The sequence below is a fragment of the Stenotrophomonas sp. YJH_SMC_6 genome (assembly GCF_059371335.1).
On the sequence record NZ_JCAFUM010000013.1, the window covers coordinates 32,304 to 56,761 of the forward strand.

Consider the following 24,458-nt stretch of genomic DNA (forward strand, 5'->3'; position numbering starts at 1 on the left):
GCCTTGACCTGACACCGTCCGAGTGAACGGTTACGGCATCGGGAAGGACTTATGCCGCCAGCGCGCCCTTGGCCTTTTCGGCCAGCGCAGCAAAACCGGCTGCGTCGTGCACGGCGATGTCAGCCAGGACCTTGCGATCCAGGGTGATGCCGGCCTTCAGCAGACCGTTCATGAAGCGGCTGTAGCTCAGGCCGTTGATGCGGGCAGCCGCATTGATACGGGTGATCCACAGCGAACGGAAGTTGCGCTTCTTCTGCTTACGGCCGATGTAGGCGTACTGCTGTGCCTTGATGACCGCCTGCTTGGCGACGCGGAAGACCTTGCGGCGGGCGTTGTAATAGCCCTTGGCGAGATCCAGGATTTTCTTGTGGCGGCGACGCGCCTGTACGCCACGCTTAACTCGTGCCATTTTTCAGTTCCTCAGAGGTAAGGGAGCATGCGGTCCAGACGGCCTGCGTCTTCTGCACGGACATGGCCCGTCTGACGCAGATTACGCTTACGCTTGGTCGCTTTCTTCGTGAGGATGTGGCTACGGTTGGCGTGGCCGCACTTGTACTTGCCCGAGGCGGTCTTGCGGAAACGCTTGGCCGCTGCCCGGTTGGTCTTGATCTTGGGCATTGCAATGTCCTTGATGGGATATGACCCTGGTTTCTGACTGATCTGGCGGCGGCCTGGGCCGCTCTTTCCGTCCTGCCATGATCGGCGTACGACCCGTCCTGGGTGGGTCGAGCCGGGCATGATACAGGCAAAACCGCCCTGCCACCAGCCCCTGCAACCCTTTACCGGCGATTCACCGGCGTCCTGCAAAAGCAAAGGGACGCCAGCGGCGTCCCCTTACCCTGAACCCTTCAGCCAGGCGCCCCGGAAGGCGGCCCGTCAGGCCTCAGGTCTTCTTCTTCGGCGCGATCATCATGACCATCTGACGCCCTTCCAGGCGCGGACGGGATTCAATGACGATGTCCTCGCCCAGATCGGTCTCGATCCGGTTGGCCATTTCGCGGCCCAGTTCCTGGTGGCTCATTTCACGGCCACGGAAACGGATGTTGACCTTGATCTTGTCACCATCTTCGAGGAACCCGCGCATCTTGCGCAGCTTGATCTGGTAGTCGCCCTCGTCCGTGACCGGACGGAACTTCACTTCCTTGATCTCGACCTGCTTGGTCTTCTTCTTGGCCTCGCTGGCCTTCTTCTGCGCTTCGAACTTGAACTTGCCGAAGTCCATGATCTTGCAGACCGGCGGATCGGCCTGCGGCTGGATCTCGACCAGGTCCAGGCCTTCATCTTCGGCCATGGACAGCGCTTCGTCGCGCGACAACACGCCGATCATTTCTCCGTCACTGCCGATCACGCGGACGCGCGGCACACGGATTTCCTGATTCTTGCGGTTCTGTTTGTTGTCAGGGGTGCTGATATTACGTTCTCCCAAGGGTATCGAACCGGTCCGGGTGCCTGTGCGCCCGGACCGGACCTTTGCTTACGCGCCCTCGGCGTGGAGCCGCTCGATGAAGGCCTGCAGGCTCATGCTGCCCAGGTCTTCGCCAGAACGCGTACGCACCGCCACAGCCCCATTTTCCTTCTCGCGGTCACCGATGACCAGCAGGTAGGGCACGCGCTGCAACGTATGCTCGCGGATTTTATAGCCGATCTTCTCGTTACGCAAATCCGAGCTGACGCGGAAGCCTTGCTCCGCAAGGGTTTTGGTCACGCCCGAGACGTAGTCGGCCTGGGCGTCGGTGATGTTGGCCACCACCACCTGGGTCGGCGCCAGCCAGGCCGGGAACTGGCCGGCATGGTGCTCGATCAGGATGCCCAGGAAGCGCTCCATCGAGCCGACGATGGCGCGGTGCAGCATGACCGGGTGCTTCTTCTGGCTGTTCTCGTCCACGTACTCGGCGCCCAGGCGGCCCGGCATCATGAAGTCCACCTGCATGGTGCCCAGCTGCCAAGTACGGCCGATGGCATCCTTCAGGTGGTACTCGATCTTCGGGCCGTAGAAGGCGCCCTCGCCCGGCAGCTCCTGCCATTCCACGCCACAGGCGGTCAGCGCCGAGCGCAGCGCGCCTTCGGCCTTGTCCCAGGTGGCGTCGTCACCCAGGCGCGATTCCGGGCGCAGTGCGATCTTGATCTGGATCTCGTCGAAACCGAAGTGCTGGTAGACCGCCAGCGCCTGCTGGTGGAAGGCCGTCACTTCCGACTCGATCTGGTTTTCCGTGCAGAACACGTGGCCGTCGTCCTGGGTGAAGCCACGCACGCGCAGGATGCCGTGCAGCGCGCCGGACGGCTCGTTGCGATGGCAGGAACCGAACTCACCATAGCGGATCGGCAGGTCGCGGTAGCTGTGCAGGCCCTGGTTGAACACCTGGATGTGGCCCGGGCAGTTCATCGGCTTGACCGCGTACGTGCGCTTCTCCGATTCGGTGAAGAACATGTTGTCCTGGTAGTTGTCCCAGTGACCGGACTTCTTCCACAGGCTCACGTCCAGGATCTGCGGGCAGCGCACTTCGCCATAGCCGCTGTTGCGGTAGACCTTGCGCATGTACTGCTCGACCACCTGCCACAGCGCCCAGCCCTTCGGGTGCCAGAACACCAGGCCCGGTGCTTCTTCCTGCAGGTGGAACAGGTCCTGCTGCTTGCCGATGCGGCGGTGGTCGCGCATTTCAGCTTCTTCGATGCGCTTGATGTACGCCTCGAGCTGCTTCTTGTCGGCCCAGGCGGTGCCGTAGATGCGCTGCAGCTGCTCGTTCTGCGCGTCGCCGCGCCAGTAGGCGCCGGAGATGCGGGTCAGCTTGAAGGCCTTCAGGAAGCGCGTGTTCGGCACGTGCGGGCCACGGCACATGTCCACGTATTCCTGGTGGTAGTACATGCCCATCGCCTGGATGTCGTCGGACATGTCCTCGATCAGGCGCAGCTTGTAGTCCTCGCCACGGGCCTTGAAGATCTCGATCACTTCGGCGCGCGGGGTCATCTTCTTGATGACGTCGTAGTCCTGGGCGATCAGCTCGCCCATGCGCTTCTCGATCGCGGCCATGTCGTCCGGGGTGAACGGGCGCTCGGAGTAGATGTCGTAATAGAAGCCTTCGGCGATCACCGGGCCGATCACCATCTTCACGTCCGGGTAGAGCTGCTTGACGGCGTGGCCGACCAGGTGGGCGCAGGAGTGGCGGATGATCTCCACGCCCTCCTCGTCCTTGGCGGTGATGATGCGCAGGCTGGCATCGTGGTCGATGACGTCGCTGGCATCGACCAGCACGCCATCCACGGCACCGGCGATGGTGGCCTTGGCCAGGCCGGCGCCAATCGACTGGGCGACCTCCATGACGCTGACGGGGTTTTCAAATTCGCGGCGGCTGCCGTCGGGAAGAGTAATGTTGATCATCGCAGTGGCTTCGTGCGGGGCCCGCTGGGCGGGCTGGAAAGCGTTCCCGGGGCGGCGCCCGGGCAATAAAAAAGCGCCGCGAGGGCGCCTGGAACACAGGGCCTTCGGGGGCAGGTCAACAGTGGGCGGTGGTAGTGCTCATGTCGCACGCTCGGCCGGCGCTGGACGCGGGCCACCTTGTTCCAGTCAGGGTTCTACGATGATCTTAAACCAGCGCACAGGAAAGCCCAAGGGCTACCGTACGGTCGGCTGAATGTGCCTCGCTGGCGGCGTGAAATTGCAATGATTACCATGTCGGCGCAGGCCGCTCCGTGCCAGCCTGCCCGCTTTCCCCCAGGACCCCGTGATGCGCCACCCGCTCCGACCGGCTTCCGCCGGCCCCGCCCGTGCCCCGCGTTCGCCGGCCCGCTGCCGCGCCGGCCGCCCGCAATGATCACCGTCGGCCTTTCCACGCTCGGCTTCTGCAGCCTGGGCATGCTGGCAGCGATGTTCTCGGCGCTGGCCTTCTATGCCGCTTCGCCGCATTGCCGCTGGCCGCGCCTGCGCCGCGCCGGCCGCCTGGGCCGCCAGATCGGCCTGGTCGCCGCTGCCGCCGCGCTGTGGCTGTGGATGGCCGAGCTCGGCTTTGCCGCCGGCCTGATGGCGATGTTGTGCACCTGGATGCTGGCCGCGATGCTGTTGCCGGCGCTGGCCGCCTGGCACCGTCCCGGCACGGAGTCGCCCTGATGTGGCCGCGCGCCTTCGCTGGCACCGTGGCCGGCTTCTTCCTGGCCGCGGCCGCGACCGGCCTGCTGGCATGGGTACCGCCCGGCCCCTGGCAGCGGGCGCTGGTGCCGACCCTGATCGCTTTCATCCCGCTGTGGATGCTGGCCGCCCTGTGGGCGTTCAGTTTCCGCAGCGCGCTGCGCGCCTGGCTGGTGCTGGGTGGCAGCGCCGCCGCCGGCTTCGCCATGCTCGGGCTGCTGCGCCTGACCGGCGCGGTGCAATGAGACCTCTCCCATGAAGTTCAGTTCGCAGACCCTGCGCACGTTCACCACCCTGCATACCTGGGTCGGCCTGGTGGCCGGCTTCGGCCTGTTCGTGGCCTTCTACGCAGGTGCGCTGACCCTGTTCCATCACGACCTGCCACTGTGGCAGACCCCGGGAGCCGCCACCGCACTGCCCGCCGGGCTGGACGATGCGCAGTACCTGCTGGAAGACGTGCTGGCTGCGCATCCGGAGGCACGCCGCCACGTCGGCATGACCTTCCCCGGCGCCGAACACCCGCAGCCGCTTGCGTACTGGCAGGCCGATGACGGCAGCTGGCGCTATGCCTGGCCCGGCCAGATCGCCGGCAACCCCACACCACCGCAGACCGGACTGGCCGAACTGGTCAACGAGCTCCATTACAGCCTCGGCCTGCCCGTAGCCGGGATCTACGTGATGGGCATTGTCAGCCTGCTGTACGGCATGGCACTGCTCAGCGGCCTGGTGATCCATCTGCCGAAGCTGCTCGGCGACCTGTTCGCGCTGCGTCCGGGCCGCAACCTGAAGCAGCTGTGGCAGGACGCGCACAACGTGATCGGCGTGCTCAGCCTGCCTTTCCACCTGATGTTCGCGGTGACCGGTGCCCTGCTCTGCCTGGTGTTCGTGCAGATGGCCCTGCTCAACCCGTTGATCTACGACGGCAAGGCGCTGCAGGCGGTGCCGACGGCGATGGACACCGCGCCCGTGCGCGATGCCAGCGGCATTCCGGCACCGCCGGGCAGCCTGCGCGTGCTGCATGCGCGCGCGCTTGAAGTCGCCCGCGCACAGGGCGTGGCCAACTTCGAGCCGGCCTACCTGAAGCTGGCCAATGCCGGCGATGCCAATGCCACCATCGAGATCACCGGCGAATCCACCGGTACGCTCGGCCCGCTTGGCGCGGTGGCGCTGGACGTGGCCACCGGCGACGTTCTGGCCTCGCAGCTGCCGGGCCAGCGCGACGCCAACCACGCCACGCTCAGCGCCGCCTACGCGCTGCACTTCGGCGAATTCGGCAACGGCGTGGTGGTCTGGCTGTACTTCCTGCTCGGCCTTGGCGGTGCGTTCCTGTTCTATTCGGGCAACCTGCTGTGGATCGAGTCGCGGCGCAAGCGTCGCCAGCCGCAGCAGCCGCGCGCCGGGGTGAACATGGCGCGGGCGACGGTCGGCGTGTGCATCGGCCTGTGCGTGGCGATCTCGGTCGCGTTCGTCACCGCGCTGGTGCTGGAGCGGCTGGCGCCGACGGCGGTCGATCGCGGCATCCGCTGGGCCTGCTTCGGCAGTTGGGCGGCCTGTGCGCTGTGGGCCGCGCTGCGACGCCCGGCGCAGGCCGCACGCGAGTTGCTGTGGGCGGCGGCGATCAGTACCGCGCTGGTACCGGTGCTGCACGGCGCACTCAATGGTGACTGGCTGTGGCGCGCCGCCGCGCGTGGCCACTGGCCGCTGTTCTGGGTCGACGCCATCGCGCTGGCCATGGCCTTCGGCTTTGCCCGCCTGGCAGTGGCCAGCCAGCGCCGCGCCCGCAACGGCGATCCCAACAGCGTCTGGGCCAACTGAACCTTCGCCGGGCATGCCCCGGCGCTACCTGCCATTGCGCGCAACGCCCCCTGTAGCGTCGAGCTTGCTCGACAGCTGTTGATTTCGCGCCAAGCACCGTCGAGCAAGCTCGACGCTACCCAAGCAGGATCATGCCTCGCCGGGGTAACGACTCACTTCGATCAGGTTGCCATCCGGGTCGCGGAAATACACCGATTCGATCGGCCCCAGCGCACCGGTGCGCGCAACCGGCCCCTCCTCCACTGCAACGGACTGCGCCTGCAGGTGGGCCAGCACATCGACGGTCGCCATGCGCGTGACCAGGCACAGGTCGGCACTGCCCGGCGTGGGCCGCAGCGCATGCGGCTGCAGCGGGGCACTGGCCGCATGCAGATTGATCTTCTGCTGGCCGAACTGCAGCGCGGTACGACCCGCGCCGAAGCGCACGACCTGCATGCCGAGCACGCGCTGGTAGAAATCACAGCTGCGGTCGATGTCGGCGACGGTGAGGACCAGGTGGTCCAAGCGTTCAAGATGGATCATGCCCGCAGCGTAACGCTGCGGGCGTGGCCATGCTGTGCGGGGTTGGGCCAATGGCGTTGCGGCATTGCGCCGGGCATCGCCTGATGCAGCTCAATCGCCGATGCGCGCCTTCTGCCACGGGCCCAGCATGGCGTTGAGCAGGCTGGCCTGTTCGTCGTCGCCGGTCAGCTCCCACATGAACACCCCGGCCAGGCCCTGCTCGCGGGCGAACTGCGCACGCAGGCCGATCGAGCGCGGGTCTTCATAGCTGATGAAGATCTTCTGCCCGGCGTTGTACAGCCACGGGCTCTGCGCCTGCGGCTGCCAGTGTTTCGTCCAACCCGGCTGATCGAGATAGCGCGCCTTGATCACCCGCCAGTCGCCGGCATCGGCCGGCGCACTGTAGGACTGGTACAGACCATCCGCTGCATCGCCGGTGACCTTGAAGCCGCGCCCGTAGAACGGTACGCCCAGCACCAGCTTCTCGGCCGGCACGCCGTGCTCGCGGTAGTACTGCACCGCGCCGGCCACGTTGTTCCAGCGCCGCAGCTCCGGGGCCAGCGGATCGGCCGGCACTTCATGCAGCGGCGCGTTGAAGGTCGACACCGCCGAGAAACCGGTGCCCATGTCGTAGCTCATCAGGTTGATGAAATCGAACACCTTGGCCAACGCCGGCAGGTCGTAGCTCGCTGCTGGATCGTAGGGGCCATCGGTCTGCAGGCGACCGGCGGCCAGCGCGGCGGTCAGCAGCATCGGCTGTCGCTCCTTGCGCCCGTGCGCGTCGAGTGCCACGCGGAACGCCTGCGCGAGCCGGGTCAGGTTGGCGCGATCCTGCGGGCGGTGCGCCAGCTCCTTCGGTCCGCCACTGACCGGGAACTCCCAGTCGATGTCCACGCCATCGAAGCTGCCGGCATGGCGGTCGAAGAACAGCGCCATGCACGAGTCGACCAGGCGCTTGCGGCTGGCCTCGGTCAGCGCTGCATCGGAGAATCCACCTGCGCCCCATCCACCAATTGAGATCAGCGTGCGCAGATGCGGGTGCGCCTTCTTCAGCTCGGCCAGCGCAGCAAAATTCTTCGGCGCTTCGGCGCCGACCGTGCAGCGGCCGTCCTCGATGGTGGAGAACGCGTAGAACAGGTGGGTGAGGCGCTCGGCCGGAATGCTCGACACCGGGTAGCGCGCGGCCGAGCCGCCGGGGTAGTAGGCACCGAAGATCGGCGGCTGTGCGGGCGCGGCATGCAAGGCAATGGGCAGGGCGCCGGCAATCAGCACGGCAAGGACGGCCACGGTCTGGCGGAACATGGGATCTCCCGGTTCGAAGGCGCAGCCACGTTAGCAAACGGATGGGGCTGCGGGATGGTTGTCGCGGCATGTCGTCCAGTGGACAGGTGCGATCCGCGCAACCGCGACAGAACGATGGCTGCGTAGCGCCTCTCATGCACTGCAGCAGGACATGCAACGACCTGGATGCGCGGTTCTTCATAACAGCGAGGCAAAGAAAAAGCGGGCCGAAGCCCGCTTTTTCAATTCAGCGATTCCAGAAGCGTGTCAACCAAGGTTGACACCTACCGTAATCGACCGGAGGTCGATTACTCGGCGCTGGCGGCGTCGCCTTCTTCCACGGCCTTCATCGACAGGCGGATACGGCCCTGCTTGTCGACTTCCAGCACCTTGACCTTGACCACATCGCCTTCCTTCAGCACGTCGCCGACCTTCTCGACGCGATCGCTGGAGATCTGCGACACGTGGACCAGACCGTCCTTGCCCGGCAGGATGGTGACGAACGCACCGAAGTCCATGATCTTGGCGACCTTGCCTTCATAGATGCGGCCCGGTTCGACGTCCGAGGTGATCTGCTCGATGCGGGCCTTGGCGGCCTGCGCAGCGATGGCGTTGACCGAAGCGATGACGATGGTGCCGTCGTCCTGGATGTCGATCTGGGTGCCGGTTTCCTTGGTGATGGCCTGGATGGTCGAACCACCCTTGCCGATCACTTCGCGGATCTTGTCCGGGTGGATCTTGATGGTCAGCAGGCGCGGCGCGTAGTCCGACAGCTCTTCACGCGGAGCGGTCAGGCCGTGGGCCATTTCGCCCAGGATGTGCAGACGGCCAGCCTTGGCCTGCTGCAGGGCCTGCTTCATGATCTCTTCGGTGATGCCTTCGATCTTGATGTCCATCTGCAGGGCGGAAATGCCCTCAGCGGTACCGGCGACCTTGAAGTCCATGTCGCCCAGGTGATCTTCGTCACCCAGGATGTCGGACAGGACGACGAAGCGCTCGCCTTCCTTGACCAGGCCCATGGCGATACCGGCCACCGGAGCCTTCACCGGCACGCCGGCGTCCATCAGGGCCAGCGACGAGCCGCAGACCGAGGCCATCGACGAGGAACCGTTCGACTCGGTGATTTCCGAGACGACGCGGATGGTGTACGGGAAGGCTTCCAGCGACGGCATGACAGCCAGCACGCCGCGCTTGGCCAGGCGACCGTGGCCGATTTCGCGGCGCTTCGGGCCCATCATGCGGCCGCACTCACCCACCGAGAACGGGGGGAAGTTGTAGTGGAACAGGAAGTTTTCCTTGTACTCACCGGCAACGGCGTCGATGACCTGGCCGTCACGGGCGGTGCCCAGGGTGATGGTCACGATGGCCTGGGTTTCGCCACGGGTGAACAGCGAGGAACCGTGGGTACGCGGCAGCACGCCGGTCTTCACGGCGATCGGGCGGACGGTGTCCAGCGCACGGCCGTCGATACGGACCTTGGTGTCCAGCACCGAGTCACGCATGGTGCGGTATTCCAGCTCGCCGAATTCCTTCGACAGCTCGGCCGGGTTCCAGCCTTCAGCGGCCACGCGGCCAGCCAGGGTTTCGAACACGTCCTTCTTGATTGCCGAGATGGCGTCGCGGCGCTGCAGCTTGTCACGCACCTGGAAGGCTTCGCCCAGGCGCGGGCCGATGGCTTCCTTCAGGGCGGAGATCAGCGCGTCGTTCTTGGCCGGGGCTTCCCAGGTCGACGGCTTGGTGCCGGCTTCGACGGTCAGCTCGTTGATCGCGTTGATGACCTTCTGCATCTCGCGGTGACCGAAGGTCACGGCGCCCAGCATCACTTCTTCGGACAGCAGCGCGGCTTCGGATTCAACCATCAGCACGGCGTTGGAGGTACCGGCGACGACCAGTTCCAGCTGCGAGTCAGCCAGTTCGCTGACGGTCGGGTTCAGGATGTACTCGCCGTTCTTGTAACCGACCTTGGCAGCGCCGATCGGACCCATGAACGGGGTGCCGGCCAGGGCCAGGGCAGCCGAGGCACCGATCAGGGCCGGGATGTCGCCGTCCACGTCCGGGTTCAACGACATGACCGTGGCGATGATCTGCACTTCGTTCTTGTAGTCTTCCGGGAACAGCGGACGGATCGGACGGTCGATCAGACGCGAGATCAGGGTTTCCTTCTCGGTCGCACGGCCTTCACGCTTGAAGAAACCACCCGGGATACGGCCGCCGGCGTAGAACTTTTCCTGATAATCGACGGTCAGCGGGAAGAAGTCCTGGCCTTCGCGCGCGCTCTTGGCGGCGACGGCGGTGACCAGCAGTACGGTGTCGTCCATCTTGACGATGACGGCGCCGCTGGCCTGACGGGCAACTTCGCCGGTCTCAAGCGTGACGGTGTGCTTGCCGTACTGGAAGGTTTTGGTGATTTTTGCCACGGAGGGTGTCCTTGGGGATGCTGTCTGCGAATTTGGACCGTCGGCGACCCTTGCCGCCAGCGGGTGGCCGGATCGTTCCGGCCTGAATCGGGGATTGCGGTACTACAAAACAAAACCGCGGCGCATCGCTGCGCCGCGGGGGATTCGTTGCTTAGCGACGCAGGCCAAGCTTCTCGATCAGGGCCTTGTAGCGCTCGACGTCCTTCTTCTTCAGGTAGTCGAGCAGGCTGCGACGGCGGTTGACCATCTGCAGCAGGCCGCGGCGGCTGTGGTGGTCCTTCTTGTGGGTCTTGAAGTGGCCGGTCAGCAGTTCGATGCGGGCGGTCAGCAGCGCAACCTGGACTTCCGGGGAGCCGGTGTCAGCCGAGCTGCGCTTGTTGTCTTCAATGACCTTCTGGGTGTCGATCGACATTTCTTTTTCTCTGTGATGCGTGGCCGGCAGGAACGCGCTTCGCGCACCGCCAGGCTCGCCGTGGACTACGAGGATGAAACCTGCGCCAAGCAGGCTGCCGGAAAACGGCCGCGAAATTGTAACGGTCGGGGGCTTCCGGGACAAGGACCGGGGCTGAACCGCCCGGGCCCGGTCAGAGGTTGAAACGACGCTGCGGGGCCAGCAGGCCGCTTTCGTCGACCTGGCCCAGGCCCTGGACAGCGTCGTCCGGACCAAACACCGCCACCAGGCCACGCGGCCAGGACAGATCGCGCTGGCGCTGGCCGACGCAGAAGCGGTGGGCCTGGTCGGCATCCAGGTCGACCCGCGGGTACTCGGCCAGGCCGGCCGCCAGCGGCAGCAGCAGCGCGTCCATGCCCGCCTCGTCACCCGCCTCGACCATCGCCCGCAGCTGGTCCAGGGTGACCATCACCGGCTCACGGAACGGCTCGACCCAGAGCCGACGCAGTGCGCTGATGTGGGCACCACAGCCCAGCGCCTCGCCCAGGTCGCGGGCCAGGCTGCGGATGTAGGTGCCGGAGCCGCAGGTCACGCGCAGCCGCAACCGTTCCGGCTGCTGCTCCAGCACCTCGATGGCATGTACCTGCACCTCGCGTTCGGGCGCTTCGATGACATCGCCGCGGCGGGCCTTCACATACAGCGGCTCACCGCCCTGCTTCAGCGCCGAATAGATCGGGGCACGCTGGCGGATGTTGCCGGTCAGCGCCGCCAGTGCGGCCTGCAGCGCTTCGGCACTGATGGCCGGCACCGGGCGCTGGAGCAGCACCTGGCCTTCGGCATCGTCGGTATCGGTGGTCTGGCCCAGCACGATCTCGGCATCGTAGGCCTTGGCCGAGCCGAGCAGCAGGCCGGCGATCTTGGTTGCCTCGCCGAAGCACAGCGGCAGCAGGCCGGTGGCCAGCGGGTCAAGGCTGCCGGTGTGCCCCCCTTTCTCTGCGCGGAACAGGCGGCGGGCTACCTGCAGGGCGGCGTTGGAACTCATGCCGGTCGACTTGTCGAGCAGCAGGATGCCATCCAGGCGGCGGAACTGAATTCGGGTCATGGCAGAATTTTGTAGAGTCGAGCCATGCTCGACTGCCGCAGCGCGGTCTGCATCAGACATCGCGCAGCCGGAATGCAACAACGCCGGGCATGCCCGGCGCCACGCGGTTATTCTTCGTCGCTCTCGCGACGCTTCTCCGCGGCCAGCGTATCGGGCAGGTCGCGCAGGAGGTTGTCGATGTGCTCACCACGGTCGACCGAGTCGTCGTAGTGGAAATGCAGCTCCGGCACGTGGCGCAGCTTCATCGCGCGGGCCAGGTCCATGCGCAGGCGGTAGCCCAGCTCCTTCAGGCCGGCCACGGCTTCGGCCGAACGTTCCGGCATCAGCGCGGTGACGAACACCTTGGCATGGGCCATGTCGCGGGTGATTTCCACGTCGGACACGCTCACCGAGGGCAACCCATGCTCGCGCACGGCGTTGTGCACCAGGGTGCCGAGTTCACGGCGCAGCTGGGCGGAGACACGGTCGGTTCGATGGAAAGTCTTGGGCACGAGGAGCTCTTGGTTCAGTTGTCGCCCGACCAAGGGTCGGGCGCTACCTTTGATTCGATTGTCGCCCGACCAACGGTCGGGCGCTACAGGTCCATGGTGGGGCCCGACCGTTGGTCGGGCCACCTTGCAGCATTACAGGGTGCGCGGCACTTCGATACGCTCGAAGCACTCGATCTGGTCACCCGGCTTGACGTCGTTGTAGGCCTTCACCGCGATACCGCACTCGGTACCGTTGCGGACTTCCTCGACGTTCTCCTTGAAGCGACGCAGCGATTCCAGCTCGCCTTCGAAGATCACCACGCTGTCGCGCAGCACGCGGATCGGCTTGTTGCGCCTGACCACGCCCTCGATGACCATCGAGCCGGCAACGGCGCCCAGCTTGGAGCTGCGGAACACGTCGCGGACCTCGGCGATACCGATGATCTCTTCGCGGATCTCCACGCCCAGCAGACCGGAGGCCACCTGCTTCACCTGATCGATCACGTCATAGATGATCGAGAAGTAGCGCAGGTCCACGCCGTTGGATTCGATGATGCGACGGGCCGAAGCATCCGCACGCACGTTGAAGCCGATGACGGTGGCCTTCGAAGCGGCCGCCGAGTTGGCGTCCGATTCGGTGATGCCGCCCACGCCGGAGTGGATCACGTTGATGCGGATGTCTTCGTTGGACAGCGCCACCAGCGCCTGGCTGAGGGCCTGCACCGAACCCTGCACGTCGGCCTTGATGACCAGGTTGAGGACCTGCTGGCCCTCGCCCTTGCCCAGGGTCGCCATGATGTCTTCCATGCGGCTGCCGGCGGTGGCGACCAGGCGCGATTCACGGCGCTTGGTCTCACGCTGCTGGGCAACGTCCTTGGCCAGGCGCTCGTCCTCGACCACCACGAAGTCGTCACCGGCTTCCGGCACGCCGGACAGGCCCAGGACCTGCACCGGGATGGACGGGCCGGCGAATTCCGGCTGCTTGCCGGTTTCGTCGAACAGTGCACGCACGCGGCCGTACTGGATGCCGCACACCAGGTAGTCGCCCTTCTTCAGGCGGCCCTGCTGCACCAGCACGGTAGCGACCGGGCCGCGGCCCTTGTCCAGCGACGATTCGATCACCACGCCCGAGGCGCGGCCTTCGTCGACGGCCTTCAGTTCCAGCAGTTCGGCCTGGATCGAGATGGCGTCCAGCAGGTCGTCGATGCCCAGGCCGGTCTTGGCCGAGATCTCCACCATCTGGGTGTCACCACCGAAATCTTCGGCCACGACCTGCTCGGACAGCAGTTCGTTCTTGACCCGCATCGGGTCGGCGTCGGACTTGTCGATCTTGTTGATCGCCACGATCAGCGGCACACCCGCCGAACGGGCGTGCTGGATCGCTTCCTTGGTCTGCGGCATGACGCCGTCATCGGCGGCCACGACCAGCACCACGATATCGGTCAGCTTGGCGCCGCGGGCACGCATCGAGGTGAAGGCAGCATGGCCCGGGGTATCCAGGAAGCTGATCACGCCCTTCGGCGTATCAACGTGGTAAGCACCGATGTGCTGGGTGATGCCGCCGGCTTCGCCGGTGGCGACCTTGGTGCGGCGGATGTAATCCAGCAGCGAGGTCTTGCCGTGGTCGACGTGGCCCATGATGGTGACCACCGGCGGACGCTGGGTGGCTTCGCCCTGGTTTTCACCGGTCGAGGCCAGCAGTGCGTCCTCGGCGTCGTTGTCGTTGGCACGGATCGCCTTGTGGCCGAGTTCTTCGGTCACCAGCGCGGCGGTGTCGTGGTCGATGGACTGGGTGATGGTGGCCATCACGCCCATCTTGAACAGCGCCTTGACCACCTCGCCGCCCTTCAGCGCGAGCTTCTGCGCCAGGTCGGCCACGGTGATCGTGTCGCCGATCGCCACTTCACGCACCACCGGTGCGGTCGGACGCTCGAAGGCGTGCGGGCCGGCATTGTTGCCACCGCGCGACATGTCGCGACGGCCACCGGCCTGGTTACGGCCGCCCGGCCGACCACGGGTGTTGCTGTTGTTGCTGTTGCCACGACGCGCACGGTCGGCAGCCGACAGGTGCATCTGGCCGGCGAAACGGTCGCCCGGGCCACGCTCGTTGCGCGGCGCGCTGCGGTTGTTGCGGTCGTCGTTGCGCGGCGGCGGCGGCGCACTGCGCGGAGCAGCCGGAGCGGCGGCCGGCGTGCGCGGCGGACGCGGCGCGGTTTCATCGATCGGAGCGCGCTTGGGCTTGGCGGCCGCCAGTGCCTCGGCAGCCTTGGCGGCGGCCGCAGCTTCCTCGGCAGCCTTCTTCTCGGCCTCTGCGCGTTCCTTGGCCGCAATCTCTTCCTCACGGGCACGGACGATGGCTTCGTCGCGCAGACGATCCTTCTCGGCCAGGGCCTGCTGTTCGGCGAGGTTGCGGGCGCGCGACTCTTCCAGCTTGCGCAGGATGTCGGCGCGCTCTTCGTCCGGCGTCATGGCGCGCGCACCATCCTTGACGTAGGTGCGCTTCTGGCGCACCTCGACATTCACGGTCGTCTTGCTGCGACCGGAATTGACCGTCACTTCCTGCTGCTTCCGGCGGTTGAGCGTGATCTTCTTTGCAGACTGATCGCTCTCTTCCGGGGCCTGCTCGGGCTTGCCGTGCGAACGACGAAGGAAGCCCAGGAGCTTCACCTTCTCGGAGCTGGTCACGACCTGGTCGGGACCGCTGAACTTCATGCCGGCACCGGCCAGCTGTTCCAGCAGTTTTTCGACCGGCGTGTTGACCAGTTCGGCAAGCTTGCGGATGGTGGTTTGCTGCGACATTCGGATCCTATGATCTTGTGGGCGCCCCCCCGCATCTGGAGGTGGCGCGGATTCTACGCCCTGAGCGGCTCAGGGCCCTGTTCATTGCCGGCTCATTCGCCGCGTTCCAGTCGGGCGATCTCTTCGGCACGGGCGGCCAGGATCAGCGCAGCGGCGCGCGCCTGATCCAGTCCTTCGATGCCGAAGTCCATGACCTCGTCGGCGGCCAGGTCGGACAGGTCCTCGCTGGTACGCACGCCGTGGCCGGCCAGCGCATATGCGGTGGCTTCGTCCATGCCCTTCAGGGACAGCAGGTCCTGCGCCGGCTGGCCGTCTTCAAGGCCTTCTTCGACTGCCAGGGCCTCATTGAGCAGCGCATCGCGGGCACGAGCGCGCAGCTCTTCGACGATGTCTTCGTCGAAACCTTCCACGGCCAGCAGTTCGCCGACCGGGACATATGCGATTTCCTCGACGGTGCCGAAGCCTTCGCTGACCAGGATGCCGGCGATTTCCTCGTCCACTTCCAGCTTGTCCATGAACAGCTGGCGGGCCGAAGCCTGCTCGGCCTCCGACTTGGCGGTGACCTGGTCCTGGGTCATCACGTTGAGCTGCCAGCCGGTCAGGCGGCTGGCCAGGCGCACGTTCTGGCCGCCCTTGCCGATCGCCTGGGCCAGGCGGTCTTCGGCAACGGCCAGGTCCATCGAGTGCTTGTCTTCATCGACGATGATCGACTGCACTTCGGCCGGCGCCATCGCGTTGATGACGAAGTTGGCCGGGTTGTCGTTCCACAGCACGATGTCCACGCGCTCGCCATTGAGCTCGTTGGACACGGCCTGCACCCGCGAACCGCGCATGCCGATGCAGGCACCGATCGGATCGGTGCGCTGGTCGTGGGCGAGCACGGCGATCTTGGCGCGGTCGCCCGGATCACGGGCGCAGGCCTTGATTTCCACCAGGCCCTGGCCGACTTCCGGCACTTCCAGCTTGAACAGCTCGATCATGAATTCCGGGGCGGCGCGGCTGATGAACAGCTGCGGGCCACGGGGTTCCGAACGGACTTCGGCCAGGTAGCCGCGCACGCGGTCACCAGCGCGCAGCACGTCGCGCGGAATGCCCTTGTCCTTCGGAATGAAGCCTTCGGCATTGCCACCGAGGTCGACATAGATGTTGCCGCGCTCAGCGCGCTTGACCACACCGGTGATCAGTTCGCCGACGCGATCCTTCCACGCATCCACGACCTGCTGGCGCTCGGCTTCACGCACGCGCTGGACGATGACCTGCTTGGCGGCCTGGGCGGCGATGCGGCCGAAGTCCGGGTTCTCGATCTGCTCTTCGATGTAGTCGCCGACGTCCACGCCTTCGGCTTCGTCGACGGCGTCCATCAGGCGGATCTGGCGGTCCGGCGATTCCATGACCACGTCGTCGGCCACCACTTCCCAGCGGCGGAAGGTTTCGTAGCTGCCATCCTTGTGGTCGATGACCACGCGGGTCAGCACTTCCTCGTCGGGATAGCGCTTCTTCGCTGCCGAGGCCAGGGCGGCCTCGATGGCATCGAAGATCACTTCACGCGGCACGCCCTTCTCGTTGGCGACCGCGTCGACTACCAGCAACAGTTCCTTGCTCATTGGCTCACTCCGCGCGCGGCTTCTTTGCCGCCGGCTCGTTGGAAGAAGAATTCGTGTTCGGCTTCGGACGCTTCGGCGCCGGACCGGTCGGCTTGCTCGGGGCCAGCCCCAGCGCCACCCAGTCGGGCATGATCCGTGCCTTGTCGATGTTGTCGGCCGACACCACCACTTCGGTCTTGTCGACGATGAAGGTGATGGTGCCTGCGGCCTCGTCGGTTGCCTCGATACGGCCCTGCAGGCGACGACGGTTGTCCTGCGGCAGCTTCAGCGTGACCTTGGCCGATTCGCCCTGGTGGCGAGCGAACTGCTCCAGGTTGAACAGCGGGCGATCCACGCCCGGCGAGGACACTTCCAGCGTGTAATTGCCGCTGATGGGGTCTTCGACGTCCAGCTGCGCCGACACTTCGCGGCTGACCCGCTCACAGTCGTCGACATTGATGATGCGCTCGGGCTGTTCAGCCAGCGGCACGTCGATGTAAAGGCGCAGGGTCGCACCGCCGGGGGCCGGCAGATACTCAACGCCCAGCAGCTCCAGGCCCAGCGACACAACGGTCGGGGCGAGCAGATTCGCGATGTCGGTTGCCTTGTCGCTCACAGCCTGCCTTGATCTCTTGGTTGGGTGCCGGCCTTGGCCGGCGTGAAAACATGACGCCCCGGAAACGACAAAGGGCCCGCTGGGCCCCTTTTCCGGAAAGACTCCGGTGACTGGATTCCGGTTGCAACCTGCAGTGCCTGCCGGTTGCGGCCCTCCTTCCGGGTCCGGACTCCCGCTGGGAGGCCGCCTTCAGGGGTACTGCTAGGCCACTGATGATAGCGGCTGCACCGCGCTGGTGCAAGGTGCGGACCTGGGGTCAGATCCCTTTCCTGCGGAAAAGGGAGCTGACCCCGATCACGCAGAAACGACGCAGCCGCCCAAAGAAAAACGCCTTCGAAGCAGGACTTCGAAGGCGATCTCTTTACTTGGTAGCGGGGGCAGGATTTGAACCTGCGACCTTCGGGTTATGAGCCCGACGAGCTGCCAGACTGCTCCACCCCGCATCAGAAGCGGAATTATGAGCGTTGGCTCCAAAAAATGCAAGCTTTCCCTCATTCATCAAACCGGTTGGCGCCGATCTGAAGTTGGTAGCGGGGGCAGGATTTGAACCTGCGACCTTCGGGTTATGAGCCCGACGAGCTGCCAGACTGCTCCACCCCGCACCGGAAGTGTTTGAACTGCTGCCCTGCTCTCTTTCGAGGAGGGCTACCGCAACGATGTTCTGGCTGAACCGCTGCAGTGACAACTCAGGCTGCGCATATTACACGAATCGCGCAGCTTTGTGTCAACTTTTATGCAAGATGCGCAAATGCCTGCTGGCACCAGACCATGATCGGGTTCCAGGCCAGGCCCAGCGCCAGCAGCGCCAGCGCGTTCACGCCCAGCACCAGGCCCAGCACGCGGTCGTTGCTGCGCGGCATGGCCTCGCCCACCGGCTCATCGAAGTACATGACCTTGATGACGCGCAGGTAGTAGAAGCAGCCGACCACGGCACACAGCACGCCGAGGATGGCCAGCCACAGCAGGCCCCCGTTGACGGCCGCGCCCAGCACCGCCAGCTTGGTCCAGAAGCCCAGGAACGGCGGAATGCCGGCCAGCGACGCCATGATGCACAGCACCAGGCCGGCCATCCACGGGTTGCGGGCATTGAGGCCCTTGAAGTCCTCGATGTTCTCGGCTTCGAAACCGGCACGCGACAGCGCGATGATCGCGCCGAAGGCGGCGGTGGACATGATGGCGTAGGCCAGTGCGTAGAACAGCGCGGCGGCATAGCCCTGCGCGCCACCACCGGCGATGCCCATCAGCAGGAAGCCGATGTGCGAGACGGTGGAGAATGCCAGCATGCGCTTGAGGTTGCTCTGCGCGATGGCCATCAGGTTGCCGATGACCAGCGAGACCGCGGCCAGGCCGGCGATCAGCAGCTGCAGTTCAGTCGACAGCGGACCCACGCCCATTTCCAGCAGGCGGTAGGCCATGCCGAAGGCGGCCAGCTTCGGCGCCGAGCTGATGAACAGCGCGATCGGTGCCGGGGCACCCTGGTACACGTCCGGCAGCCACATGTGGAACGGTGCGGCACCCAGCTTGAAGGCGACGCCGGCGATCATGAACACCGCACCGGTGATCAGCAGCACGCGCTCTTCCGAGTGCGGGATGGCGTCACGGATGACGTCCAGGTGCAGGCTGCCGGTGGCGCCGTAGATCAGCGACATGCCGTACAGCAGCAGGCCCGAGGCCAGCGAACCCAGCACGATGTACTTCATCGCCGCTTCCGAGGCCAGACCGTTCTCACGGTTGCTGGCAACCAGTGCGTAGGAGCACAGCGCCAGCAGTTCCAGGCCCAGGTAGACCATCAGCAGGCTGCCGGCCGAGACCAGAATCATCATGCCGGCGGTGCCGAACAGGATCAGCACCGGGATCTCGCCCTGGAACAGGTTGCGGTCACGCAGGTAGCGCCAGCCGTAGACCAGGGTCAGGCCGCTGAGCAGCACGATCCCGGTCTTCATCACGTCCGCGGCGGTATCGCGCACGAACATGCCATGGAAGACCTCGCCCTGCCCGCCCACGCCGGTGGCCAGCATGAACAGCACCACGGCCAGCGCAGCGAGCGAGAACAGGTGGGTGACGATCTTGTTCCGGTTGCTGACGAACAGGTCGAGGATCATCAGGGCGAAGGCGCTGCCGATCAGCACCAGCTCGGGAGCGAGCGGTGGCAGGTCAGCGGCGGTCAATGGCAGCAGCGGCGAGGTGGTCATCATCAAATCCTGGAATTACAGCAGCTTGCTGGATGCGATCTGCATCGCCAGCTTCGCGATCGAGGGCTCCATCAGGTCGGTCAGCGGCTTGGGGTAGATGCCCAGGGCCAGCACGCCGATGGCGAACACGCCCAGCACCAGCCATTCGCGGCCGTTGATGTCCTTCAGTTCGGCCACGTGGCTGTTGGCCACTTCGCCGAAGAAGATGCGCTTGTACAGCCACAGGGTGTAGGCGGCGCCGATGATCAGGGTGGTGGCCGCGCCCAGTGCGATCCACGGATTACGCTGGAAGGCCGACAGGATGACCATGAACTCGCCGACGAAACCGCTGGTGCCCGGCAGGCCCGCATTGGCCATGAAGAACAGCATGGCGAAGGTGGCGAACCACGGCATCACGTTGACCACGCCGCCGTAATCGGCGATGCGGCGGCTGTGCATGCGGTCGTACAGCACGCCGACACAGGAGAACATCGCACCGGACACGAAGCCGTGCGAGATCATCTGCACCATGGCGCCCTGCAGACCCAGGCGGGCAGCATCGGCGTTGCCGGCTTCACGCACCAGCCACAGGGCGATGAAGGTGCCCAGGGTGACGAAGCCCATGTGCGCGATCGACGAATAGGCGATCAGCTTCTTCATGTCGTCCTGCACCAGGGCGACCAGGCCGACGTAGATCACCGCGATCAACGACAGCGCGATCACCAGCCAGGCCCATTCCTGCGACGCGTCCGGGACGATCGGCAGGTTGAAGCGCAGGAAGCCGTAGCCACCGATCTTCAGGGCGATGGCGGCCAGGATCACCGAACCGGCGGTCGGCGCTTCCACGTGGGCGTCCGGCAGCCAGGTGTGGACCGGGAACATCGGCACCTTGACCGCGAAGGCGATCAGGAAGGCGAAGAAGATCCAGGTCTGTTCCTTGGCCGACAGCGGCAGCGCGTACAGGTCGGCCAGCTGGAAGCTGCCGCCCTTCATGTACAGGTAGATCAGCGCCACCAGCATCAGCACCGAGCCGAGGAAGGTGTACAGGAAGAACTTCAGTGCTGCGTAGATGCGGCGCGGGCCACCCCAGACACCGATGATCAGGAACATCGGGATCAGCATGGCTTCGAAGAACACGTAGAACAGCATCGCATCCGTCGCGGCGAAGATGCCGACGGTGACGCCTTCCAGGATCAGGAAGGCCGCCACGTACTGGTTGACGCGCTTGTCGATGGCGCTCCAGGCGCCGATCAGGGCAAGCACGCTGACCAGGGTGGTCAGCAGGATCAGCGCCACGGCAATGCCGTCCACGCCCAGGTTGTAGCCGATCTTGTACGCCGGGATCCAGGCATGGGTCTCGACGAACTGCAGGCCGTCGATGCCCGCGTTGTAGCCGCTCAGCAGCGAGAGGCTTGCAACGAAGGTGAGCACCGCGACGCCCAGCGACGCCCAGCGGGCAGTCTGTGCATCACGGATCGCAAGGATCAGGGCGCCACCGATGATCGGCAGCCAGATGAGGACACTGAGTAGAGGCCAGTTCGACACGTCTTCTTATTCCGTACAGGTCATCAACGCAGGTAATGCATCAGCACGCCCAGCAGGGCAATCAGGCCGATGATCATCGCGAAGGCGTAGTGATAGAGGAAACCGGATTGGGTACGACGCAGCACGCCGGCTGCAACGTCCACAACACGTGCCGAGAGATTGACCACGCCGTCGACGATGTTGCTGTCGATCCAGCGCGAGACCTTGCCCAGCTTGACGCTGCCACCGGCAAAGCCATCGATCCACAGCTTGTCGAAGCCGTACTTGTTTTCCAGCACCGAAACGATCGGGGCGAAGGTCTTGCGTGCCTTGCCCGAGAGGTCCGGCTTCCACAGGTAGAACAGCGCAGCCAGCAGGAAGCCCGCCAGGGTCAGCCAGAACGGCGGCAGCATCATGCCGTGCAGCGCGAACGCGACCGGGCCATGGAACTCTTCACCCAGGAACGCGACGGTGTTCTTGGCCGGATCGTAGAAGTCGACGATGCCGGTGAAGAACGTCTGTGCCTGGCCCTTGATCGCCTCGTGCGCATGGTGGCCGGCCCAGTCGGTGCCGTGCAGCATCGGACCGATGCTGAAGAAACCGATGGCGATCGACGGGATGGCCAGCAGGATCAGCGGCAGGGTCACCACCCACGGGGTTTCATGCGGTTCGTGCGGACCGTGGCCGTGGCCGTGGTCGTCATGGGCATCGCCATGGTGGGCATCGGCGGCGTGGTGATCGTCATGGCCGTGGCCATGATCGTCGTGCGCGTCGCGGAAACGCTCCTTGCCGTGGAAGGTCATGAACAGCAGTCGGAAGCTGTAGAAGCTGGTCACCAGCACGCCACCCAGCACCGCCCAGTAGCCATAGGTGGCCACCCAGCTGTTCTGCATATGGGCGTGGATCTCGGCCGCCTCGATGATCGTGTCCTTCGAGTAGAAGCCGGAGAAGAACGGCGTACCAACCAGGGCCAGCGTACCGATCCACATGGTGATGAAGGTGATCGGCATGTACTTGCGCAGGCCGCCCATCTTGCGCATGTCCTGCTCGTGGTGCATCGCGATGATGACCGAGCCGGCGCCCAGGAACAGCAGGGCCTTGAAGAAGGCGTGGGTCATCAGGTGGAACACGGCGGCCGAGTAGGCCGACACGCCCAGGGCGACGGTCATGTAGCCCAGCTGCGACAGCGTGGAGTACGCGACGACGCGCTTGATGTCGTTCTGCACGATGCCGATCAGGCCGGTGAAGAACGCGGTGGTGGCACCGATGAACAGCACGAAGTTCAGCGCCGTCTGCGACAGCTCGAACAGCGGCGACATGCGGGTGACCATGAAGATGCCGGCGGTCACCATCGTCGCGGCGTGGATCAGTGCCGAGATCGGGGTCGGGCCTTCCATCGAGTCCGGCAGCCACACGTGCAGCGGGACCTGGGCCGACTTGCCCATGGCGCCGATGAACAGGCAGATGCAGATGACGGTGGCGATCGACCAGATCACCGGCTCGTTCAGCAGCTGCATGCCCAGGATCGTGCCGTCCCAGATCTGCAGCTGGGCGCGCGGGTCAGCCAGCATGCCGGCCTGCGAGAACACCTGCGAATAGTCCAGGGTGCCGAACACCCACAGCACGCCGGCGATGCCCAGCAGGAAGCCGAAGTCACCGACGCGGTTGACCAGGAACGCCTTCATGTTGGCGAAGATCGCGGTCGGGCGCTTGAACCAGAAGCCGATCAGCAGGTACGACACCAGGCCCACCGCTTCCCAGCCGAAGAACAGCTGCAGGAAGTTGTTGCTCATCACCAGGGTGAGCATCGAGAAGGTGAACAGCGAGATGTAGCTGAAGAACCGCTGGTAGCCCGGGTCGTCCTGCATGTAGCCGATCGTGTAGATGTGGACCAGCAGCGATACGAAGGTCACCACCACCATCATCATCGCGGTCAGCTTGTCGACCATGAAGCCGACGTGCGCCGAATACTGGCCGACTTCGAAGAACGTGTAGATGTTCTGGTTGAACGGCTGCGCGCCGCCCCACATCAGCTGGTAGAACGTGTACATCGACAGGCCGCAGGCTACCGCGACGCCGAGGATGGTGATGGTCTGCGCGCCGAAGCGCTTGACCTGGCGACCGAACAGGCCGGCGATGATGCTGCCGAACAGCGGTGCAAGCACCACTGCGATCAACAGACTCTTGGAGAGAGTGATTTCCATCTGTGGATCAGCCCTTCAACGAATCGACTTCGCCGACATTGATCGTGCGGCGGGTACGGAACAGGGTCACCAGGATCGCCAGGCCGATGGCGGCTTCCGCGGCGGCGACGGTCAGGATGAAGAACACGAACAGCTGGCCGGACGGATCGCCCAGCTGACGCGAGAAGCCGACGAAATTGATGTTCACCGACAGCAGCATCAGCTCGATCGACATCAGCAGGACAATGACGTTCTTCCGGTTGAGGAAGATGCCGGCCAGGCTGATGGCGAACAGCACCGCGCCAAGCGCAAGCATGTGGCCAAGGGTAATCACGGCTGGGTCTCCTCGCCGGTGGCCGGCTTGCTGTTGCTGTGCACGACCGGTGCTTCGGCGCCCATCTTGACCATGCGCAGGCGCTGGCCGGCCTTGACCATGGTCTGCTCACCCGGGTTCTGGCTCTTCACGCCGGTACGGCGACGCAGGGTCAGCATCACGGCGGCGACCACGGCCACGGTCAGGATGACGGCGGCGAACTCGAACGGCAGCAGGTATTCGGTGAACAGCGTGCGCGCCAGCCAGGTGACGTTGGAGCTGTCGGCAGCGACCGCAGCGGCGTTGTCGGCCGGGAACGGAGTGACCGCCCTGCCCTTCACGCCGATCAGGATCAGCATCTGCACCAGCATCGCCACTGCCACGATCAGGCCGACCGGCAGGTAGCGCACCCAGCCCTCACGCATCTTGGTGGGATCGATGTCCAGCATCATCACCACGAACAGGAACAGCACCATCACCGCGCCGACGTAGACCAGCACCAGCGCCACGCCGAGGAACTCGGCGCCCACCAGCAGCCACACGCAGGCAATGGAGAAGAAGGTCAGCACCAGGCACAGCACTGCATGCACCGGGTTGCGCACGCTGATCACCGCACCGGCCGAAACCGTTGCCGCGATGGCGAACACCCAGAAAGCGATATTTACCCAATCCATCTCTCGACCTCAGCGGTAAGCGGCATCGGCGGCACGACGCTCGGCGATCTCGTTTTCGAGACGATCGCCAAGGGCCAGCAGCTGCGGCTTGGTAACGATGTTTTCGCCACGGTTCTCGAAGTGGTACTCGAGGATGTGGGTTTCGACGATCGAGTCCACCGGGCAGCTTTCTTCGCAGAAGCCGCAGAAGATGCACTTGAACAGGTCGATGTCGTAGCGGGTGGTGCGGCGGGTGCCGTCCTCGCGCTTGGCCGAGTCGATGGTGATGGCCAGGGCCGGGCACACCGCTTCGCACAGCTTGCAGGCAATGCAGCGCTCTTCGCCGTTGGGGTAACGGCGCAGCGCGTGCAGGCCACGGAAGCGCGGCGACTGCGGGAACTTCTCCATCGGGTACATCATCGTGTACTTCGGCTTGAAGCTGTACTTCAGCGTCAGCCAGAGGCCCGCCAGCAGTTCGAGCAGCAGCAGGCTCTTGAAGTAATGGGTAATCCTGTTCAT

At 65.2% G+C, this 24,458-nt stretch carries 22 protein-coding genes and 2 tRNA genes; 3 read left to right on the forward strand and 21 right to left on the reverse strand.

What is annotated here, in order from left to right; all coding sequences use genetic code 11:
• Window positions 1-49: 49 nt before the first annotated feature.
• The 4 genes from rplT to thrS form a co-directional block, all read right to left on the reverse strand.
• Entirely contained in the window at window positions 50-409 is a 360-nt protein-coding gene (rplT, locus tag AC5P9N_RS15505) for a 50S ribosomal protein L20 (protein ID WP_005410435.1), read from the reverse strand.
• Between the two features lie 11 nt (window positions 410-420).
• Complete coding sequence (gene rpmI / locus AC5P9N_RS15510) at window positions 421-618, reverse strand: 50S ribosomal protein L35 (RefSeq protein WP_005410436.1); 198 nt, start codon at window positions 616-618, stop codon at window positions 421-423.
• 265 nt (window positions 619-883) lie between these two features.
• On the reverse strand, window positions 884-1,426 hold the full coding sequence (gene infC / locus AC5P9N_RS15515) for a translation initiation factor IF-3 (RefSeq protein ID WP_005410437.1): 543 nt from the start codon (window positions 1,424-1,426) through the stop codon (window positions 884-886).
• Window positions 1,427-1,474: 48 nt separating this feature from the next.
• Window positions 1,475-3,376, reverse strand: a complete 1,902-nt coding sequence (gene thrS, locus AC5P9N_RS15520) for a threonine--tRNA ligase (RefSeq protein WP_005410438.1) — start codon at window positions 3,374-3,376, stop codon at window positions 1,475-1,477.
• Between the two features lie 429 nt (window positions 3,377-3,805).
• Between thrS and AC5P9N_RS15525 the strand changes: the two genes are divergently transcribed.
• From AC5P9N_RS15525 to AC5P9N_RS15535, 3 genes are read left to right on the forward strand one after another with little or no spacing between them, the layout of a single operon-like run.
• Entirely contained in the window at window positions 3,806-4,102 is a 297-nt protein-coding gene (locus tag AC5P9N_RS15525) for a hypothetical protein (protein ID WP_099484383.1), read from the forward strand.
• The gene (locus AC5P9N_RS15530; RefSeq protein ID WP_038645404.1) at window positions 4,102-4,365 is read left to right on the forward strand and encodes a hypothetical protein; all 264 of its coding nucleotides are present in this window, start codon (window positions 4,102-4,104) and stop codon (window positions 4,363-4,365) included. Before AC5P9N_RS15525 ends, AC5P9N_RS15530 begins: the two co-directional genes overlap by 1 nt.
• 10 nt (window positions 4,366-4,375) lie before the next feature.
• The gene (locus AC5P9N_RS15535; RefSeq protein WP_099484384.1) at window positions 4,376-5,935 is read left to right on the forward strand and encodes a PepSY-associated TM helix domain-containing protein; all 1,560 of its coding nucleotides are present in this window, start codon (window positions 4,376-4,378) and stop codon (window positions 5,933-5,935) included.
• Window positions 5,936-6,064: 129 nt separating this feature from the next.
• Here the strand turns inward: AC5P9N_RS15535 and AC5P9N_RS15540 are convergent, their stop codons facing one another.
• From AC5P9N_RS15540 to nuoI, 17 genes are all read right to left on the reverse strand, one after another.
• Window positions 6,065-6,457 (reverse strand): VOC family protein, encoded by a 393-nt coding sequence (locus AC5P9N_RS15540; protein ID WP_099484385.1) that lies wholly within the window; start codon window positions 6,455-6,457, stop codon window positions 6,065-6,067.
• Between the two features lie 90 nt (window positions 6,458-6,547).
• Complete coding sequence (locus tag AC5P9N_RS15545) at window positions 6,548-7,738, reverse strand: glycoside hydrolase family 18 protein (protein WP_005410443.1); 1,191 nt, start codon at window positions 7,736-7,738, stop codon at window positions 6,548-6,550.
• A gap of 287 nt (window positions 7,739-8,025) precedes the next feature.
• Window positions 8,026-10,134, reverse strand: coding sequence for a polyribonucleotide nucleotidyltransferase (gene pnp, locus AC5P9N_RS15550; RefSeq protein WP_005410444.1), 2,109 nt, complete (start codon window positions 10,132-10,134; stop codon window positions 8,026-8,028).
• A gap of 151 nt (window positions 10,135-10,285) precedes the next feature.
• Window positions 10,286-10,546 carry a 30S ribosomal protein S15 gene (gene rpsO, locus AC5P9N_RS15555; protein WP_005410445.1) on the reverse strand — a complete coding sequence of 87 codons (261 nt, stop codon included), beginning with the start codon at window positions 10,544-10,546 and terminating at the stop codon, window positions 10,286-10,288.
• 172 nt (window positions 10,547-10,718) lie between these two features.
• Window positions 10,719-11,627 carry a tRNA pseudouridine(55) synthase TruB gene (gene truB, locus AC5P9N_RS15560; protein ID WP_005410446.1) on the reverse strand — a complete coding sequence of 303 codons (909 nt, stop codon included), beginning with the start codon at window positions 11,625-11,627 and terminating at the stop codon, window positions 10,719-10,721.
• A 107-nt stretch (window positions 11,628-11,734) separates the two neighbouring features.
• Window positions 11,735-12,118, reverse strand: coding sequence for a 30S ribosome-binding factor RbfA (gene rbfA / locus AC5P9N_RS15565; RefSeq protein WP_019660575.1), 384 nt, complete (start codon window positions 12,116-12,118; stop codon window positions 11,735-11,737).
• A 132-nt stretch (window positions 12,119-12,250) separates the two neighbouring features.
• On the reverse strand, window positions 12,251-14,896 hold the full coding sequence (infB, locus tag AC5P9N_RS15570) for a translation initiation factor IF-2 (protein WP_012480878.1): 2,646 nt from the start codon (window positions 14,894-14,896) through the stop codon (window positions 12,251-12,253).
• A 92-nt stretch (window positions 14,897-14,988) separates the two neighbouring features.
• A complete protein-coding gene (nusA, locus tag AC5P9N_RS15575; RefSeq protein WP_005410449.1) occupies window positions 14,989-16,500 on the reverse strand; it encodes a transcription termination factor NusA in 1,512 nt (503 codons plus the stop codon).
• A gap of 4 nt (window positions 16,501-16,504) precedes the next feature.
• Window positions 16,505-17,095, reverse strand: coding sequence for a ribosome maturation factor RimP (rimP, locus tag AC5P9N_RS15580; RefSeq protein ID WP_005410450.1), 591 nt, complete (start codon window positions 17,093-17,095; stop codon window positions 16,505-16,507).
• Between the two features lie 366 nt (window positions 17,096-17,461).
• Window positions 17,462-17,538, reverse strand: a tRNA-Met gene (locus AC5P9N_RS15585).
• A gap of 82 nt (window positions 17,539-17,620) precedes the next feature.
• Window positions 17,621-17,697: transfer RNA gene (locus AC5P9N_RS15590), tRNA-Met, on the reverse strand.
• A 129-nt stretch (window positions 17,698-17,826) separates the two neighbouring features.
• On the reverse strand, window positions 17,827-19,287 hold the full coding sequence (gene nuoN / locus AC5P9N_RS15595) for an NADH-quinone oxidoreductase subunit NuoN (RefSeq protein ID WP_005410451.1): 1,461 nt from the start codon (window positions 19,285-19,287) through the stop codon (window positions 17,827-17,829).
• 15 nt (window positions 19,288-19,302) lie between these two features.
• Complete coding sequence (locus AC5P9N_RS15600; protein ID WP_005410452.1) at window positions 19,303-20,811, reverse strand: NADH-quinone oxidoreductase subunit M; 1,509 nt, start codon at window positions 20,809-20,811, stop codon at window positions 19,303-19,305.
• A gap of 23 nt (window positions 20,812-20,834) precedes the next feature.
• On the reverse strand, window positions 20,835-22,994 hold the full coding sequence (nuoL, locus tag AC5P9N_RS15605; protein WP_076739788.1) for an NADH-quinone oxidoreductase subunit L: 2,160 nt from the start codon (window positions 22,992-22,994) through the stop codon (window positions 20,835-20,837).
• A gap of 7 nt (window positions 22,995-23,001) precedes the next feature.
• Window positions 23,002-23,307 carry an NADH-quinone oxidoreductase subunit NuoK gene (nuoK, locus tag AC5P9N_RS15610; protein ID WP_005410454.1) on the reverse strand — a complete coding sequence of 102 codons (306 nt, stop codon included), beginning with the start codon at window positions 23,305-23,307 and terminating at the stop codon, window positions 23,002-23,004.
• Complete coding sequence (locus AC5P9N_RS15615) at window positions 23,304-23,960, reverse strand: NADH-quinone oxidoreductase subunit J (RefSeq protein ID WP_010486441.1); 657 nt, start codon at window positions 23,958-23,960, stop codon at window positions 23,304-23,306. The genes nuoK and AC5P9N_RS15615 overlap by 4 nt, the downstream gene beginning before the upstream one ends.
• Before the next feature lie 9 nt (window positions 23,961-23,969).
• The gene (gene nuoI, locus AC5P9N_RS15620; protein ID WP_005410456.1) at window positions 23,970-24,458 is read right to left on the reverse strand and encodes an NADH-quinone oxidoreductase subunit NuoI; all 489 of its coding nucleotides are present in this window, start codon (window positions 24,456-24,458) and stop codon (window positions 23,970-23,972) included.

Excerpts from the sequence above, each read along its gene's own strand:
- nuoN (WP_005410451.1), bottom strand. The coding sequence starts at position 19,287 with ATGACCACCTCGCCGCTGCTGCCATTGACCGCCGCTGACCTGCCACCG.
- AC5P9N_RS15525 (WP_099484383.1), top strand. The coding sequence starts at position 3,806 with ATGATCACCGTCGGCCTTTCCACGCTCGGCTTCTGCAGCCTGGGCATG.
- AC5P9N_RS15540 (WP_099484385.1), bottom strand. The coding sequence starts at position 6,457 with ATGATCCATCTTGAACGCTTGGACCACCTGGTCCTCACCGTCGCCGAC.
- AC5P9N_RS15530 (WP_038645404.1), top strand. The coding sequence starts at position 4,102 with ATGTGGCCGCGCGCCTTCGCTGGCACCGTGGCCGGCTTCTTCCTGGCC.
- rpmI (WP_005410436.1), bottom strand. The coding sequence starts at position 618 with ATGCCCAAGATCAAGACCAACCGGGCAGCGGCCAAGCGTTTCCGCAAG.
- AC5P9N_RS15545 (WP_005410443.1), bottom strand. The coding sequence starts at position 7,738 with ATGTTCCGCCAGACCGTGGCCGTCCTTGCCGTGCTGATTGCCGGCGCC.
- rpsO (WP_005410445.1), bottom strand. The coding sequence starts at position 10,546 with ATGTCGATCGACACCCAGAAGGTCATTGAAGACAACAAGCGCAGCTCG.
- nuoL (WP_076739788.1), bottom strand. The coding sequence starts at position 22,994 with ATGGAAATCACTCTCTCCAAGAGTCTGTTGATCGCAGTGGTGCTTGCA.
- truB (WP_005410446.1), bottom strand. The coding sequence starts at position 11,627 with ATGACCCGAATTCAGTTCCGCCGCCTGGATGGCATCCTGCTGCTCGAC.
- rplT (WP_005410435.1), bottom strand. The coding sequence starts at position 409 with ATGGCACGAGTTAAGCGTGGCGTACAGGCGCGTCGCCGCCACAAGAAA.
- AC5P9N_RS15615 (WP_010486441.1), bottom strand. The coding sequence starts at position 23,960 with ATGGATTGGGTAAATATCGCTTTCTGGGTGTTCGCCATCGCGGCAACG.
- infB (WP_012480878.1), bottom strand. The coding sequence starts at position 14,896 with ATGTCGCAGCAAACCACCATCCGCAAGCTTGCCGAACTGGTCAACACG.
- nusA (WP_005410449.1), bottom strand. The coding sequence starts at position 16,500 with ATGAGCAAGGAACTGTTGCTGGTAGTCGACGCGGTCGCCAACGAGAAG.
- thrS (WP_005410438.1), bottom strand. The coding sequence starts at position 3,376 with ATGATCAACATTACTCTTCCCGACGGCAGCCGCCGCGAATTTGAAAAC.
- AC5P9N_RS15535 (WP_099484384.1), top strand. The coding sequence starts at position 4,376 with ATGAAGTTCAGTTCGCAGACCCTGCGCACGTTCACCACCCTGCATACC.
- nuoI (WP_005410456.1), bottom strand. The coding sequence starts at position 24,458 with ATGAACAGGATTACCCATTACTTCAAGAGCCTGCTGCTGCTCGAACTG.